This window comes from Stenotrophomonas africana, assembly GCF_013004645.1.
GTDB lineage: Bacteria > Pseudomonadota > Gammaproteobacteria > Xanthomonadales > Xanthomonadaceae > Stenotrophomonas > Stenotrophomonas africana.
The window spans coordinates 19,831-33,314 of sequence record NZ_JABEME010000023.1 but is presented as its reverse complement, the minus strand read 5'-3'; the positions used below and the strand labels follow the sequence as shown (position 1 = coordinate 33,314).

The window sequence follows — 13,484 nt, the reverse complement described above, 5'->3', positions numbered from 1 at the left end:
GGCGGGGACGCCGCAAGTACGTCCGTGTAGGCTTAGCCGCGCCATCCATGGCGCGGATACCCCGCCCGGCCCCACCCCTCCGGCCTCTGACAGATCTCTGTGGCGTCCACCCACGCAAGAGAAGAAAGAAGAGCAGGAGCAAGCAAAAGCAAAAGCGGCCCTTCGGCCGCTTTTTTCATGCGCGCGGAGCCCACGAGCGCAGCGACCCGCTGTTGCTCTTGATCTTCTTTTTCTTCTCCGTGGGCTGGCCGCGCACGGAAACTATCAGAGGCCGGGCGGGTTGGGTTCGCGGGGGTGTCCGCGGCATGGATGCCGCGGCCAAGCCTACACGGACGTACTTGCGGCGTCCCCCGCGAACCCAACCCGCCCGGCCAACACCATGAGAAGCTCTACGCGACCAACCCACGAGGGGCTGCGCCGTTGGCTGGAAACTACGCCAGCGCGCGCAACACCAACGCCAGGATCGCCGGCACCGCCTGGATCATGAAAATGCGCCGGCTCACGCTGTACGCGCCATAGCACCCCGCCACCACCACACAGGCCAACGAGAAGGTCGCCAGCACCGGCTGGTCGATCACCAGACCCACCCCGATGCCCGCCGCCAGGAAGCCGTTGTAGAGGCCCTGGTTGGCCGCCAGAACGCGGGTGGTCTCGGCCTTCTCCGGCGTGTTGCGGAACGTCTTCAGGCCCAGCGGGCGGGTCCACAGGAACATCTCCAGCACCAGGAAGTAGACGTGAAGCAGTGCGACCAGCAAGGTCAGGGCGAGTGCGATCCAGTACATGGGCGGTTCCTTGGACAGGGAAGAAGAATCGGGTCAGATCCCTTTCCCCATGGGAAAGGAATCTGACCCCGGAAAATCAGCGGTCGCGCGGCAGCTTCTTTTCTTCGCGCAGTACACCGAATGCGGCGGCGGTCATGCACGCGGCAACCACCACGCCGCCGATGAACACCACGTGTGAACCAAACAGCGACAAGCCCTTGTGCACCCACGCAAAGCTCAGGTCCGCGCCGCGGTACACCACCGTGTCGATCGCTGCGCCGGCCTTGTAGCGCCACTGCCGGTCCACGCGCGTGTAGATGGTCTCGCGCGCCGGCTTGGCCAATGCGAACTCGCTGGCCCGGGTCATCACCTGTACCACTGCCACCATCAACGGCATGGGTGAAGCGGCAAGCACCGAGAAGCCGATCAGGATCGCAAATCCAGGGATCAACAGGGCCGGTGCAATGCCGTGGCGTGACAGCAGCCAGCGGGTCAGGGCCAGCTGCATCAACAGCGCCAGCGCGTTCACCGCCAGGTCGATGCGCGAGAAGAAGGCCGTGGCGGCGCCTGCATCGTTGAACGCCGCACGCACGATGCTGGCCTGCTGGTTGTACAGCAGGGTGCCCACGCCCACACCGAACACCACCATGATCGCCAGCCAGCGCAGCAACGGCTCACGCGCGATCAGTTTCAGACCGTCCAGCACGCTGCCGCCCATTGGCTGTTCGCCGGACACCAGCTGCTGCTCATGCTCTCGCAGCACCGCCCAGTGCCGCAGCCGCCAGATGCTCAACAGGCAGATGGCGAGAAAACCGGCCGAGACCAGCATCAGGTTAGCGATACCCACGCGCTGCACCAGCGCACTGGTGATGATCGGACCGAGGAAGGCACCGATGGTGCCAGCTGCGCCGATGTAACCGTAGAAGGCACGTGCCTGTGCGTTGGAAAACACATCGGCCATGAAGCTCCAGAACACCGCCACCGCGAACAGGTTGAAGACGGTGATCCAGAAAAAGAAGGCCATGCCACGGCCTGGCACACCGCTATCGAACAGTACGTAGAAGCCCAGCAGCGTGACGATGAAGAACCCGTACACCACCGGCAGGAACACCCGCCGCGGGAAGCGGCTGACCAGCCAGCCATACACCGGCTGCAGCACCAGCATGATCACGAACACGCAGGAGAACAGGAACTGCAGGACGAAGTCCTTCAACGCGATGCCATGGCTGGCGAACCAGGCAATCAGCATCGGCGGAAACACACTCTCCAGGTCGGCCGAAGCGGCCATCGCCTCACGCACCGGGCGCAGCACGTAGTAGCCGCTGAGCAGGCAGAAGAAATACAGGAACGACCACCACAGCGCCGGAGATTCACGCAGTGCCGCCGTCAGCCCACGCAACGGCCCGTTGCCCCTCACCGCGCTCACGCGGCGTCCCTCGCCAGAAGACGGCGGTTGGACAGCGGCATGGCAGGCTCCGGGGGCGGTGAAGCGCGTACGTTAGCCAATGCACTGCAACATCGCCAGCAGGAGGCCGTCTGAAGGCCGCAATGGACAGTCATGACCGGGCCCGGATGACACGTTCCGATACACGCTTTCAAGGCGTCAAAATTCCAACTTTTTCAACGAGATGCGCATTCATCTTCGCTTTGTTTGTGCACAGGGGAAAAGCGGCGCTAGAATCGCCATCAGCAGTCGCGCACGGGTCCAACCGATGAAAAAGAACAGCCTGCGTCGTCCGATCCGTTCGGCGGCCACCGGTTTGCTGGGCATGTTGATGCCCGTTGCCTTGTCCACCACCGCGCAGACCCCGCCGCCATTGCCGCCGATGCCGGCCAACATCGAATCCGCTGCCGGCGCTGCTGTGGCTCACACCCAGCCCGCGGCCTACCGCACCGGCCTGGTGCCGCAGGTGCAGGCCCCGGCCGCCGGCTTCAACGTCGCCAACATTGAGTCGATGGCGCAGCAGCTGACCTATGGCGAGCGCGTGCCGGGCATGGCCGTGGCCATCGTGCAGGGTGGACGCGTGCTCAGCGCGCGCGGCTATGGCGTTACCGACGTCAACAACCCGTTGCCGGTCGATGCCCACACCGTGTTCCGCTTGGCGTCACTGTCCAAGGCGTTCGCCGGCACCATGGCCGGCCTGCTGGTCAACGACGGCACCCTGCGCTGGGACAGCAAGGTCACCGACTATGTGCCGGGCTTCCGCCTGAACTCGCCGGAAGCCACCGACCGCCTGACCGTGGCCGACGTGCTCAGCCATCGCGTCGGCCTGCCGTACAACGCCTACGACCGCGACATCGAAGGCAACGCCGAGTACTACGCACTTACCCAGAAGCTGGCCAACACCAGCCTGAAGTGCCTGCCGGGCGACTGCTACGCCTACCAGAACGTGGCCTTCAGCCTGATCGGCGACGTCGTCTATGCCGCCTCCGGCAGCTTCTACGAGCAGTCGGTCGAGCGACGCATCTTCAAGCCGCTGGGCATGAACGATGCCAGCCTCGGCCTGGCCGGCATCCAGGCCAGTTCGCGCTGGGCACGTCCGCACGTGCGCAGCCGCAATGGCTGGGTCTCGCTGACGCCGAAGCCGACCTACTACCGCGTTGCTCCGGCGGCCGGCGTCAACGCCAGCGCCAGCGACATGGCACAGTGGCTGCTGGCCCACACCGGCCATCGCCCCGACGTGCTGCCGGCCCCGTTGCTGGCCACCCTGCATTCGAGCCTGATCAACACCCCCGGGGAGATGCGTTCGGGCTGGCGCCGCGAGCGCCTGCACTCGGCCGGCTACGCACTGGGCTGGCGCACCTTCGACTACGCCGGCCACGACGTGGTGTTCCATGCCGGCGCCGTGCAGGGCTACCGCGGCCTGGTCGCGCTGGTACCGGAACGCGATCTCGGCATCGCCATCATGTGGAACGGCGAAAGCGGCCTTCCCAGCGGCCTGCTGCCGACCGTGCTCGATGCCGCACTGGGCTTGCCGGCGCAGCGCTGGCTGGACGTTGACACCGACTTCGGCAGCGACAACCTGATGGCCGAGGGCGCCGGCCCGGCGCAGCAGGACAAGCGCAAGGGCAAAGGTGCTTCGAGCAACCGTGCGGTGGCATCGCCGCGCTGATCTGGCGGGCTCGACCGTGGATGGGAGGGGCGGCCTGAGGGTCGCCCTTTTTATTGGCTCTTGTAGAGTCGAGCCATGCTCGACTCCGCTGGGCATGTAGAGCCGGGCCATGCGCGGCTGACCGGACTCGTGGCGAAAAACAGTCGAGCATGGCTCGCCTCTACAAATGGCTCGCCTCCACAAAAGGAGGGCTAGTGCGCGAAGTAGTGCATGCCGCCGTCCACCGGAATCACCGCGCCGGTGATGTAGCCGGCCAAGGGCGAGGCCAGAAAGGCCACCAGCGGCGCCACCTCCTCCGGATCACCAAAACGCCCGATCGGAATGTTGCGGGCAATGAACTCGCGTCGGCTCTCCTCGGTGGGATGCAGGCGGCCGAGGATCTGTGCGCTGTTGATCCGTCCCGGCGCAATTGCATTCACCGTGATGCCCTGCCCGGCCACTTCGGAGGCCAGCCCCTTGCCCCACAGGTGCAGCGCCGCCTTCGCGGCGGTAGCCGCGTTCACTGCGCGCGGCTCCATCGAGCCACTGAAATTGATCACCCGCCCCCAGCCCTGCGCCTGCATCGCCGGCAGCAGCGCCTGGGTCAGGCGCCGGGCTGCAGAGAAGTTCAGCGCGACCGCCTCCTCCCAGACATCGTCACCGGCATCCACCGGGGTTGGTCGCGATCCCCCCGCCGCGTTGACCAGGATGTCGACGCGCTGCAGCGCCGCCAAGGCTGCATCCGCGATGCGGCGTACATCCTCCGCATCAGTGACGTCGCCGAGCAGGATGATCGGTGCCGGCGCACCCGTGGCCTCAATCCCTTCAGCCAGCGCCTGCAGCGGTTCCGCACGTCGTGCGCTGATCGCAATGCGTACGCCCTGGGCCGCCAGCAGCCGGGCAACACCGGCACCGATGCCACTGCCTGCGCCAGTGACCAAGGCGGTGCGCCCTTCGAGGTTCAAATCCATGGTGATCTCCTGTGAGCATGGCCGGTACATCCGGCCCGTGCAATGCATGCTGTTCGATCACCGCTGATTGATAAACTCGACGCAGGTTTCAGCATTCAACACCCGGGGTGTCAGATGAACCTGCTGGAGAGCATGCAGGTCTACGTGCTGATCGTGGACAAGGGCAGCCTCAGCGCTGCGGCAGCGGCGATAGCTATCTCGCCGACGATGGCCGGCAAGCACCTGCGTGCACTGGAAGCTCGCCTGGGCATGCAGCTGCTGAGCCGCACCACGCGGCGCCAGCACATGACGCCCTTCGGCGAGGACTACTACGCCCGCTGCAGGGAGATCTTGCGGCTGGTGGATGAAACCGATGCACAGGCCCAACACCAGCAGCTGGCACCGGCAGGCACGCTGCGCATCAGCGCACCGGTGATCTTCGGCACGCATGCGCTGGTGCCTGCGCTGGCCGACTATATGGCGCGCTATCCTGGCGTGCGTGTCGAGGCGACGCTGAGCGACCGCGTCGTCGACCTCGTCGAAGAAGGATTCGAAGCGGCACTGCGCATCGGTACGCTGGCCGACAGCAGCACACTGGTCGCGCGCGCACTGACGCCGTACCGGTTGATGATGTGTGCCTCGCCCGCGTACCTCGCCCGGCATGGCACGCCTACCGATCTGCAGGCACTTGCCCGGCACGAGTGCCTCTCCCTCGAACCGACGGCACTCGCGCAGTGGCTGCAGGCCGACGCTGGCGAACTCGACCGTGCGCCCGACGGTCGGCTCCAGATCAACAACGGCGAAGCGCTGCGTACGGCGGCGCTGCATGGGCTGGGCATCGTGCTGCAGTCGGCACTGCTGCTGGCTGCCGACGTCGACGCCAGGCGCCTGGTACAGCTGTTCCCGGAGCAGGGCCAGACCGGTCGGCCGATGCACGTGGTCTACGCCCATGATCGCTACCACTCGACGCGCCTGCGCAGCTTCCTGGACTTCCTGGTGGAGCGCTTTCCACCGGCGGCGCACCGCTAGCCCCGACGCTCAGAAGAACAGTCGATCATGGCTCGACGCTACAAACGGCCCATAAAAAAACCCCCTCCCCGCTGGGCAGCCGGGGAAGGGGGTTTCAGGATGCGGCTATCGGGAAGTACTTAGATCAGCGGCGCCGGGGTTGCCGGCAGAGCGACCGGAGCGGCCTTCTTCTTGCGGGCGGCCGGCTTGCGCTTGGCAACCTTCTTCGCTGCCTTCTTCGGGGCAGCCTTCTTGGTGGCCTTCTTCGCGGTCTTCTTTACTGCCTTCTTGGCGGTCTTCTTGACGGCCTTCTTGGCAGTGGCCTTCTTCGCGACCTTCTTGGCCGGCTTGCGGGCCGTTGCCTTCTTGGCAGTCTTCTTGGTGGCCTTCTTGGCTACCTTCTTGACGGCCTTCTTCGCGGTCTTCTTGACGGCCTTCTTGGCAGTGGACTTCTTGGCTACCTTCTTCGCCGCCTTCTTCACTGCCTTCTTCGCAGTGGCCTTCTTGGCGACCTTCTTCGCAGCCTTCTTCACTGCCTTCTTGGCGGTCGCCTTCTTCGCGACCTTCTTCACTGCCTTCTTGGCAGCGGCCTTCTTCGCGACCTTCTTCACCGCTTTCTTGGCGGCGGGCTTCTTCTTCGCAGCTTTCTTGGTTGCCATGGGATGGCTCCTCGTCAGTGATAGGGAGTTGAAACGCCCAGGTGGATCAAACCCGCTGATGCTGCGTGCGGGGACCGCCGGCGCGTCAGGCGCGCCGTTACGGATGCGGCGATGCCCGCCTCGATCGGCGGAGCGGGCATCGGAACGGGAGGTGCCTTGCATTTCTCCGGGGGAAGCGGGGCCATGTCCACCGTCATCTGGGTCGCGGTGGTCTTGAAGGGGCTGCTTCGCATCGGACGATTGATTCTGCGCACTCGGTTTGGCAGGCAAGGTCTGCTGAGGCGAAACCTAATCACGGTTTTTTTTACTGTCAACAACCCCCGCGAAAAATTTTCACATCCGCACCTTTCCGGACGCCGCCTGCGCCACCACCCTGCACGGCCTGCAACGACGGCGGAAGCGGCGCGCATGCGCGTTGTCTGCATCGATGTCGATGCAGGCGATGATCAAAAAACACTTGAAATAAGCACTCCGCGCAGATAGGCGCGGGTGAGGCGCAACAGCGCGAGCGCATCGTCGCTGGTCACCGGCACCGCCGCCAACGCCAGCACAACGGCACCGCAACGGGAGGCGAAAAGTTTTCACATCCGAGTGCGTCGGCGCGGGGTGGAAACGCGGATTTGCGCAAAACTGCGCACGCCCGTCGGCACCGTTCGTCTGTCGACTGATGCCACGCCGAGGGTGCGCAGCGAACCCCGCGTCATGAGTCCGACGCGGCCGCCAAAACAAAAACGGCCACCCGAAGGTGGCCGTTCCAGAGACCGGAAGTGACGACTCAGTGGTCGTCGTTTTCCAGGACTTCGGCGTACGCGTCCGGGTCCAGCAGCTCGTTGACCTCTTCGGCGTTGGTCAGTTCGACCACGAACATCCAGCCTTCGCCGTAGGCATCTTCGTTGATGGTCTCCGGCTTGTCGGACAGGGCCGAGTTGACCTCGACCACCTTGCCGCTGATCGGGCTGTAGACGTCCGAGGCGGCCTTCACCGACTCGACAACGGCGATCTGTTCACCAGCCTTGGCGTCGGCGCCGACTTCCGGCAGTTCGACGTAGACCAGGTCACCCAGCAGGCCCTGGGCGTGGTCGGAAATACCGACGGTGACACGGCCATTGCCTTCGACACGGGCCCACTCATGGGACTTGAGGAACTTGAGGTCGCCGGGGATCTCGCTCATGGGACTGCTCCAGAGATATGCAGGGGTGGAAAAAACGGGGCTAGTGTAACCAACCGGCCGCCACTGCTGTCAGTGACGACCGGCATGTTCGGATCAGGCGTCGGCGAGCACACCGGGCTGGGCCTGGCCTTCGCGCACGAACGGGAACTTGACCACGCGCACCGGCACCTGCCGGCCGCGGATGTCGACGGTGACTTCGCCGAGCTCACCGGCCGGTACGCGGGCGAAGGCGATCCCCTTGGCCAGGGTCGGCGAGAAGGTGCCGGACAGGATCTCGCCCTGGCCACCGGCGGTGGTCACCGCCTGGCCGTGGCGCAGCACGCCCTTCTCGTCCATCACCAGCCCGATCATCTGCCGCGCGGTACCGGCAGCCTTCTGCGCTTCCAGCACGTCGCGGCCGATGAAGTCGCGGCCTTCGTCCAGCGACACGGTCCAGGCCAGCGCCGCTTCATATGGACTGATCTCTTCGTCCATGTCCTGGCCATACAGGTTCATGCCGGCTTCCAGGCGCAGGGTGTCGCGCGCGCCAAGACCGGCCGGCTTCACGCCCGCCGCCAGCAGGCGGTTCCAGAACGCGACCACGGCGTCCTGCGGCAGCAGGATCTCGAAACCGTCTTCACCGGTGTAGCCGGTGCGGGCGACAAACAGCTCGACGCCGTCATCCGACTGCACCTGCAGGGCGGCGAAGCGGCCCAGCTTGGCCAGCGCTGCGCGGTCGCTTTCGCGGACCAGGCCGATGACGATGTCGCGCGCCTGCGGACCCTGCACGGCGAGGATGGCCAGGTCCGGGCGCTGCTCGACGGAAACGCCGAACGGTGCGGCCTGCTCGCGCAGCCAGGCCAGATCCTTTTCGCGGGTGGAGGCATTGACCACCATGCGGAAGAAGTCGTCGCCCAGGTAATAGACGATCAGGTCGTCGATGACGCCGCCGCGCGGATTCAGCATGCACGAGTACAGCGCCTTGCCGGTCACCTTCAGCTTGTCGACCGAGTTGGCCAGCAGGCGGCGCAGGAACGGCTTGACCTGGTCACCGCGCAGGTCGACCACGGTCATGTGGCTGACGTCGAACACACCGGACTGGCGACGCACCAGGTGGTGCTCGTCGAGCTGCGAGCCGTAGTGGATGGGCATGTCCCAACCCCCGAAATCGACCATCTTGGCGCCAAGGGCGCGGTGGGTATCGTTGAGCAGCGTCTTCTGGGTCATGACCGGGTCCGGCAGCAGAGGAAACAAGAATCCCCATTATCCCAGATCGGTCGCCCGCAGGCGTGCCGCAGCGCAGCGCCGGAGCTGTAGAGCCGAGCCCATGCTCGGCGGCTCTTCGTGTGGGCGCCGAGCGTGGGCTCGGCTCTACAGGGGGCGGTCTGCAGCCTCGACCCGTAGCGTGCTGCCCTGCACCGCCACCACCCGCACCAGGCTGCCGGCCTGCAGTTCCGGACCACTGACCTGCCAGTACGCATCATCGATGCTGACCCGGCCCTGCCCGCCGATGATGCCCTGCTGCAAGGGCACCACCCGACCGACCAGCTGTTCGGCGCGGCGGTTGAGCAACGGTGCATCGCTGGGCCGCGCCCTTGCCTTGCCCCAGCGCCGGTAGCACTGGATCGAAACCACGCTCAGCACGACGAAGGCAACGACCTGCCACAGCAACGGAATGCCGCTGAACACCGCAACCAATACGAACACGGCCGCTGCGCCAATGCCGATCCACAGCATGAACGCGCCAGGTGCCAACGCCTCTGCCGCGAACAGCAGCAGCGCCAACGCACCCCAACCGACGACTTCCCAGCGCATGTCAGCCTCCGAGCGGCGGCGGCCGCTTGCCGGCGGCCTTGTTGTCCTGGCTGGCCAGCGCCTGCTTCGCCAGTTCGGCCACGCCCGCAATCGAACCGATCACGCCACTGGCCTCCATCGGCATCAGCACCAGCTTCTGGTTCGGCGAACTGGCCAGTTCCTTGAACGCTTCCACGTACTTCTGCGCGACAAAGTAGTTGATCGCCTGCACGTCCCCCTCGGCAATCGCGGCCGACACCACCTTGGTCGCCATCGCTTCGGCCTCGGCCAGGCGTTCGCGCGCCTCGGCATCGCGGAACGCGGCTTCGCGACGGCCTTCAGCCTCCAGCACGGTAGCCTGCTTTTCGCCATCGGCGCGCAGGATCTCCGACTGCCGTGAACCTTCCGCTTCGAGGATCTGCGCGCGCTTTTCGCGCTCGGCCTTCATCTGCCGCGCCATCGCATCCAGCAGATCGCGCGGCGGTTGGATGTCGCGGATCTCGATGCGGTTGACCTTCACGCCCCAGGGATTGGTGGCATGGTCGACCACGCTCAGCAGCTGGGCATTGATCACCTCGCGCTGGCTCAACGACTCGTCCAGGTCCATCGAGCCGATCACGGTACGGATGTTGGTTTGCACCAGGGCAATCATCGCCACTTCCAGGTTGGCCACCTCATAGGCGGCCTTGGCCGCATCCAGGACCTGGAAGAAGACCACGCCATCCACACGCACGGCGGCATTGTCCTTGGTGATCACTTCCTGGCTGGGTACGTCCAGCACCTGCTCCATCATGTTCACCTTGCGCCCGACGCCGTAGACGATCGGGATCAGGAAGTGCAGGCCCGGTGTCATGGTGTGGGTGTAGCGGCCGAAGCGCTCAACGGTCCATTCATACCCCTGCGGGACCATCCGCACCGCCTTGAACAGGATCACCACGGCCACAAAGGCCAGTACCACGGTAAAGAACATGGTCGGGAACATCGCGCTTTCCTTATCTATGTCGCCCAGGCCCCAGCATAGCGCGTGAGGGCGGTGGGCACAGCGGAGCTACCAGAGCACCCGCCCGCGCAGGATATCGGCGAACATCACCCAGTCGCCCATGAATGAATACAGCGGATGCCGGAAGGTCGCCGGACGGTTCTTCTCGAAGAAGAAATGGCCGACCCAGGCGAAAGCGTAGCCGCACAGCAGCGCCGCCAGCAGCAGCATCGGCTGCCCGCGCAGGAGGGCTGCCACGATCAGCAGCAGCACCCCACAGCTACCGATGAAATGCAGGCGCCGCGAGACCGGGTGGCGGTGCTCGCTGAGATAGAACGGATAGAACTCGCGGAAGCTGGCGAAGCGGGACATGCGCATGCTCCGGGAACCAGGGGCGCCCCCATCATGCACCATCGCTGACCTTGTAGAGCCGAGCCATGCTCGGCTTTCGCGCGCCAGCGCGGTCGGAAGGAGAGCGGCCGAGCCTGGCTCGACGCTACACCGATGAGGTGCGCGGGCCGAACATGATCACCGCCATGCCAGCCAGGCACAGCGCGGCACCGAGCAGGTCCCAGCGGCTGGGACGGATGCCATCGACCAGCCACAGCCAGAACAGCGCGGTGCCGATGTAGACGCCACCGTAGGCGGCATAGACCCGACCACTGGCGGTCGGGTGCAGGGTCAACAGCCAGGCGAACAGGGCCAGGCTGGCGGCCGCCGGCAGCAGAAGCCAGATGCTGCCTTCCTTGCGCAGCCACAACCAGGGCAGATAGCAGCCCACGATCTCGGCCAGCGCGGTCAGCAGGAACAGCCCGAGCGTCTTCACGCCTTCTCCGCCGCCTTCGCGTGCTGCCACAGCGCTTCCTGCGCATCCAGATCCAGTGTCGCCAACGCGCTGCCCTGCGCTTCGGCCTGCGCTTCCATCGCACGGAAGCGGCGTTCGAACTTGTGGTTGGCCCCGCGCAGTGCCGCGCCCAGATCGATGTCGGCATGGCGCGCCAGGTTGGCGCAGACGAACAGCAGATCGCCCAGTTCTTCCTGCAGGCGCCCCTTGTTGGCGGCGGTGCCGTCGCGCTCGAATTCCTCGCGCAGCTCCTGCAGCTCCTCGGCGGCCTTGTCGAGCACCGGTAGCGGGCCAGGCCAGTCGAAGCCGACCTTGGCCGCGCGCGACTGCAGCTTCACTGCACGCTGCCATTCCGGCAGGCCGCGCGAGATGCCGGCCAGCGCGGAGGTATCCTGCTCGCCCTTGGCCGCGCGCTCGGCACGCTTGATCGCCTCCCAGTTACGCGTCACGCCGTCGGCATCGTCGACGCTGACATCGGCGAACACGTGCGGGTGACGGCGCTGCATCTTGTCGCTGATCGCGCGTGCGACCTCGGCGAAGGCGAAGGCGCCCTGCTCCTCGGCCATGCGCGCATGGAACACCACCTGCAGCAGCAGGTCCCCGAGTTCGTCGCAGAGATCATCCAGGTCGCCGCGGTCGATCGCATCGGCCACCTCGTAGGCTTCCTCGATGGTGTACGGCGCGATGGTCGCGAAGTTCTGTTCCAGGTCCCAGGGGCAGCCGCCCTGCGGATCGCGCAGGCGCGCCATGATCGCCAGCAGGCGCTCCAGTTCGTTGCTGGCTGCACTGCCGGTGGTGGGGGTCTCGTGCGCGCTCATGCGGCCTCCAGGGTCAGTCGGACAACCAGTCGCGCCACGGCAGGCTGGTATCACCAAGGGCAATGAAATCGCCATTCAACAGGGTCTCACGGCGGTTGTAGCGGAACGGCTTGCCGGTCGCCGCCGACAGCACCGCTCCGCCGGCGGCGTGCAGTACGCACTGGCCGGCGGCCGTATCCCATTCGGAGGTCGGGCCCAGTCGTGGGTAGACATCCAGGCCACCTTCAGCGATCCGGCAGAATTTCAGCGACGAGCCCTGCGCGATGGTCTCGATGCGCCCCATCCTCGCCAGCAGCGCTTCGGTTTCCGGTGAGCGGTGCGAGCGGCTGGCGGCAACGCGCAGCGGCGCGGTGGCCGGTGTGCGCGTACGCAGCACGGTGTCATGCAGGCCCTGCCGGCGATAGGCCAGCTCGCCACGCATGGCATGCCAGACGATGCCGGTCACCGGAGCCAGCACCACGCCGAAGGCCGGCGCCCCCTGGTAGATCAGCGCAATGTTGACGCTGAACTCGCCATTGCGCTTGATGAACTCGCGGGTACCGTCAAGCGGGTCGACGAGCCAGTACGCGCCCCAATGGCGGCGCTGCTCCCACGTGACCTGGGCCGACTCCTCGGACAGGATCGGCAGATCCGGGGTCAGCTGCTGCAGGCCCTGCTCGATGACCTGGTTGGCCGCCAGGTCGGCACTGGTGAGCGGGCTGTCGTCATCCTTGATCTGCACGTCGAAGCCATCGGAATAGACCTGCATGATGGCCTGTCCGGCTTGCTGGGCGATGGCGATGGCGGTCTCGCGCAGGTCCGTGGTCAGTTTGATCATCGCGTTCCCTGCAGCCACTGGCGGGCGATGAACAGCGCCGCCAGCGAGCGTCCCTCTGAGAAGTCTTCGCGCAGCATCAGCTGATCCAGCTCGGCCAGCTTCCAGGGCACCACTTCCAGTTCTTCCGGCTCGTCGCCGGCCAGCTTTTCCGGGTACAGGTCCCGCGCCACCACCAGCCACGACTGGTGGCTCATGTAGGTCGGGGCCAGGGTCATCGCGCGCAGCACATCGACCCGGCGCGCGCCGTAACCGGCCTCCTCCTTCAGTTCGCGATCGGCGGCCTGCTCGGGGGTCTCGCCGGCATCGATCCGGCCCTTGACCAGCCCCAGTTCGTAGCGGTGCATGCCGGCTGCGTATTCACGTACCAGCAGCACCGTCTCGTCGTCGAGCATCGGCACCACCACCACTGCACCATGGCCCCGGCTGACCAGACGCTCGAAGCGGCGGCGCTCGCCGTTGGAGAACTCCAGGTCCAGGTGCTGTCGCTGGAAGGGGCCGTTCTCCTCATCGGTGATCCGATGGATGATCGGCAAGCGACGGCCGGCACGGTCATCGTTCATGCGGAATCTCCGCGGCGGCCGGCGCCTGCGCCGGGGCCGATAGAATGTGCAG

The 13,484-nt window shown here is 65.9% G+C and carries 16 protein-coding genes; 3 read left to right on the top strand and 13 right to left on the bottom strand.

The genetic code is table 11. The features are described from left to right. Positions 1 to 431 precede the first annotated feature (431 nt). Both HLA98_RS20710 and HLA98_RS20705 read right to left on the bottom strand, forming a co-directional pair. On the bottom strand, positions 432 to 782 hold the full coding sequence (locus HLA98_RS20710) for a DUF1304 domain-containing protein (RefSeq protein ID WP_057502042.1): 351 nt from the start codon (positions 780 to 782) through the stop codon (positions 432 to 434). 76 nt (positions 783 to 858) lie between these two features. Beyond that, positions 859 to 2,187, bottom strand: a complete 1,329-nt coding sequence (locus tag HLA98_RS20705; RefSeq protein ID WP_057502043.1) for an NTP/NDP exchange transporter — start codon at positions 2,185 to 2,187, stop codon at positions 859 to 861. Positions 2,188 to 2,473: 286 nt separating this feature from the next. Between HLA98_RS20705 and HLA98_RS20700 the strand changes: the two genes are divergently transcribed. Continuing rightward, a complete protein-coding gene (locus HLA98_RS20700; RefSeq protein ID WP_057502044.1) occupies positions 2,474 to 3,874 on the top strand; it encodes a serine hydrolase domain-containing protein in 1,401 nt (466 codons plus the stop codon). Between the two features lie 191 nt (positions 3,875 to 4,065). Here HLA98_RS20700 and HLA98_RS20695 read toward each other — a convergent pair whose 3' ends face one another. Beyond that, positions 4,066 to 4,824, bottom strand: a complete 759-nt coding sequence (locus HLA98_RS20695; RefSeq protein ID WP_057502045.1) for an SDR family NAD(P)-dependent oxidoreductase — start codon at positions 4,822 to 4,824, stop codon at positions 4,066 to 4,068. A gap of 114 nt (positions 4,825 to 4,938) precedes the next feature. Between HLA98_RS20695 and HLA98_RS20690 the strand changes: the two genes are divergently transcribed. Continuing rightward, complete coding sequence (locus HLA98_RS20690; protein ID WP_057502046.1) at positions 4,939 to 5,832, top strand: LysR family transcriptional regulator; 894 nt, start codon at positions 4,939 to 4,941, stop codon at positions 5,830 to 5,832. Positions 5,833 to 5,951: 119 nt separating this feature from the next. Here the strand turns inward: HLA98_RS20690 and HLA98_RS20685 are convergent, their stop codons facing one another. After that, positions 5,952 to 6,470 carry a hypothetical protein gene (locus HLA98_RS20685; RefSeq protein WP_019338693.1) on the bottom strand — a complete coding sequence of 173 codons (519 nt, stop codon included), beginning with the start codon at positions 6,468 to 6,470 and terminating at the stop codon, positions 5,952 to 5,954. 111 nt (positions 6,471 to 6,581) lie between these two features. Between HLA98_RS20685 and HLA98_RS20680 the strand changes: the two genes are divergently transcribed. After that, on the top strand, positions 6,582 to 6,953 hold the full coding sequence (locus HLA98_RS20680) for a hypothetical protein (protein WP_129550498.1): 372 nt from the start codon (positions 6,582 to 6,584) through the stop codon (positions 6,951 to 6,953). Positions 6,954 to 7,245: 292 nt separating this feature from the next. Here HLA98_RS20680 and gcvH read toward each other — a convergent pair whose 3' ends face one another. The 9 genes from gcvH to nudE all read right to left on the bottom strand — a co-directional run bounded on the left by gcvH (position 7,246) and on the right by nudE (position 13,432). After that, the gene (gene gcvH / locus HLA98_RS20675; RefSeq protein WP_049445410.1) at positions 7,246 to 7,641 is read right to left on the bottom strand and encodes a glycine cleavage system protein GcvH; all 396 of its coding nucleotides are present in this window, start codon (positions 7,639 to 7,641) and stop codon (positions 7,246 to 7,248) included. A 93-nt stretch (positions 7,642 to 7,734) separates the two neighbouring features. Continuing rightward, entirely contained in the window at positions 7,735 to 8,847 is a 1,113-nt protein-coding gene (gene gcvT / locus HLA98_RS20670) for a glycine cleavage system aminomethyltransferase GcvT (RefSeq protein WP_057502047.1), read from the bottom strand. A gap of 144 nt (positions 8,848 to 8,991) precedes the next feature. Further along, positions 8,992 to 9,435: an NfeD family protein gene (locus tag HLA98_RS20665; protein WP_049445415.1), complete on the bottom strand. Its 444-nt coding sequence runs from the start codon at positions 9,433 to 9,435 to the stop codon at positions 8,992 to 8,994. 1 nt (position 9,436) lies between these two features. Then, the gene (locus tag HLA98_RS20660) at positions 9,437 to 10,396 is read right to left on the bottom strand and encodes an SPFH domain-containing protein (protein ID WP_005410704.1); all 960 of its coding nucleotides are present in this window, start codon (positions 10,394 to 10,396) and stop codon (positions 9,437 to 9,439) included. Between the two features lie 66 nt (positions 10,397 to 10,462). Continuing rightward, positions 10,463 to 10,765, bottom strand: a complete 303-nt coding sequence (locus HLA98_RS20655) for an Mpo1-like protein (protein ID WP_057502054.1) — start codon at positions 10,763 to 10,765, stop codon at positions 10,463 to 10,465. Between the two features lie 124 nt (positions 10,766 to 10,889). Continuing rightward, positions 10,890 to 11,219, bottom strand: a complete 330-nt coding sequence (locus HLA98_RS20650; RefSeq protein WP_049445449.1) for a YnfA family protein — start codon at positions 11,217 to 11,219, stop codon at positions 10,890 to 10,892. Then, a complete protein-coding gene (mazG, locus tag HLA98_RS20645; RefSeq protein ID WP_057502048.1) occupies positions 11,216 to 12,055 on the bottom strand; it encodes a nucleoside triphosphate pyrophosphohydrolase in 840 nt (279 codons plus the stop codon). Before mazG ends, HLA98_RS20650 begins: the two co-directional genes overlap by 4 nt. Positions 12,056 to 12,068: 13 nt before the next feature. Further along, on the bottom strand, positions 12,069 to 12,872 hold the full coding sequence (cysQ, locus tag HLA98_RS20640; RefSeq protein ID WP_049445424.1) for a 3'(2'),5'-bisphosphate nucleotidase CysQ: 804 nt from the start codon (positions 12,870 to 12,872) through the stop codon (positions 12,069 to 12,071). Continuing rightward, positions 12,869 to 13,432, bottom strand: a complete 564-nt coding sequence (gene nudE / locus HLA98_RS20635) for an ADP compounds hydrolase NudE (protein WP_005418435.1) — start codon at positions 13,430 to 13,432, stop codon at positions 12,869 to 12,871. The genes cysQ and nudE overlap by 4 nt, the downstream gene beginning before the upstream one ends. Between the last annotated feature and the right edge of the window lie 52 nt (positions 13,433 to 13,484).

Excerpts from the sequence above, each read along its gene's own strand:
- HLA98_RS20655 (WP_057502054.1), bottom strand. The coding sequence starts at position 10,765 with ATGTCCCGCTTCGCCAGCTTCCGCGAGTTCTATCCGTTCTATCTCAGC.
- HLA98_RS20680 (WP_129550498.1), top strand. The coding sequence starts at position 6,582 with ATGCCCGCCTCGATCGGCGGAGCGGGCATCGGAACGGGAGGTGCCTTG.
- HLA98_RS20660 (WP_005410704.1), bottom strand. The coding sequence starts at position 10,396 with ATGTTCCCGACCATGTTCTTTACCGTGGTACTGGCCTTTGTGGCCGTG.
- HLA98_RS20665 (WP_049445415.1), bottom strand. The coding sequence starts at position 9,435 with ATGCGCTGGGAAGTCGTCGGTTGGGGTGCGTTGGCGCTGCTGCTGTTC.
- HLA98_RS20685 (WP_019338693.1), bottom strand. The coding sequence starts at position 6,470 with ATGGCAACCAAGAAAGCTGCGAAGAAGAAGCCCGCCGCCAAGAAAGCG.
- nudE (WP_005418435.1), bottom strand. The coding sequence starts at position 13,432 with ATGAACGATGACCGTGCCGGCCGTCGCTTGCCGATCATCCATCGGATC.
- mazG (WP_057502048.1), bottom strand. The coding sequence starts at position 12,055 with ATGAGCGCGCACGAGACCCCCACCACCGGCAGTGCAGCCAGCAACGAA.
- HLA98_RS20710 (WP_057502042.1), bottom strand. The coding sequence starts at position 782 with ATGTACTGGATCGCACTCGCCCTGACCTTGCTGGTCGCACTGCTTCAC.
- HLA98_RS20690 (WP_057502046.1), top strand. The coding sequence starts at position 4,939 with ATGAACCTGCTGGAGAGCATGCAGGTCTACGTGCTGATCGTGGACAAG.
- gcvH (WP_049445410.1), bottom strand. The coding sequence starts at position 7,641 with ATGAGCGAGATCCCCGGCGACCTCAAGTTCCTCAAGTCCCATGAGTGG.
- cysQ (WP_049445424.1), bottom strand. The coding sequence starts at position 12,872 with ATGATCAAACTGACCACGGACCTGCGCGAGACCGCCATCGCCATCGCC.
- HLA98_RS20700 (WP_057502044.1), top strand. The coding sequence starts at position 2,474 with ATGAAAAAGAACAGCCTGCGTCGTCCGATCCGTTCGGCGGCCACCGGT.
- HLA98_RS20695 (WP_057502045.1), bottom strand. The coding sequence starts at position 4,824 with ATGGATTTGAACCTCGAAGGGCGCACCGCCTTGGTCACTGGCGCAGGC.
- gcvT (WP_057502047.1), bottom strand. The coding sequence starts at position 8,847 with ATGACCCAGAAGACGCTGCTCAACGATACCCACCGCGCCCTTGGCGCC.